Here is an 848-nt window from a genome sequence, read left to right as displayed (position 1 = left end):
TTTTGTTCTTTCTGGTTAGTATCCAAATTTACAGAGAATCAAACTTAAGATGTATAACCGCAATTACGGCGGATTCGACTACGCCCGAATCCACTCGGAATTGCTAACGCCAGTGCTTAACCGAAAATTAATGCATATTAACCCGTAACTGACGGTTATACGAGACCGTTAGCAACAAGCTGAAAACGCAACTAACTTTAGAATTCAGGCAACCATTTAAAAAGATTTTACGTCTTTATAAATACAAACGCACTTGAATTGTAAAACTTTAAAGGATATGTTAGAAAACCCGAAAGTGAATATCAAAATTAAACTTGCTTCTTTATGGGCTTCAGCAACTTTCTGCTATTTATATGGAGATTATTTTGAACTCTACACACCAGGAAAAATAAACAGTTTACTTACAGGCGAAAATATTTTAGATAGTCCCACCAAATTATTAATAGCCTCAATGATTTTAGCAATTCCATCTATAATGGTGGCACTTTCAATTTTCCTTAAACCAAAAATAAACCGAATTCTTAATATACTATTTGGAGCCATTTTCACAATTATGATGATATTTATCGGAATTATGTCAACGAACGAATGGTATTTGTTTTATGTCTTTTTAGCATTTTTAGAAAGTATAATTACAGCTTTAATTGTCTGGTACGCTTGGAAATGGCCTAAAGAAAAATCAGGACTGTAAATGTCCAAAAATCAATTTTAAAAAATAATGACCAAACTCGGAGAAGTAGAAATTTGAACCAATTGCTGAAAGAATAAAAGCCAGTTGCCAACAACGGTAACCGTTGCGCAAGCCGCCATAAAAACCCATAATTTCTGCAACAGACTCGTTTTAAGGA

The 848-nt window shown here is 33.6% G+C and carries 1 protein-coding gene; it reads left to right on the top strand.

The window, feature by feature from the left end:
- Positions 1 to 277: 277 nt before the first annotated feature.
- Entirely contained in the window at positions 278 to 691 is a 414-nt protein-coding gene (locus tag ACFSR8_RS13000; protein WP_380292696.1) for a DUF6326 family protein, read from the top strand.
- Positions 692 to 848: the final 157 nt, after the last annotated feature.

Origin of the sequence: Hyunsoonleella rubra, from assembly GCF_042684665.1 — a bacterium.
In the GTDB taxonomy this organism is placed as follows: Bacteria; Bacteroidota; Bacteroidia; order Flavobacteriales; family Flavobacteriaceae; genus Jejuia; species Jejuia rubra.
This window is presented reverse-complemented; position numbering and strand designations above follow the sequence as displayed.

Coding starts and splice junctions, on each gene's coding strand:
- ACFSR8_RS13000 (WP_380292696.1), top strand. CDS start 278: ATGTTAGAAAACCCGAAAGTGAATATCAAAATTAAACTTGCTTCTTTA.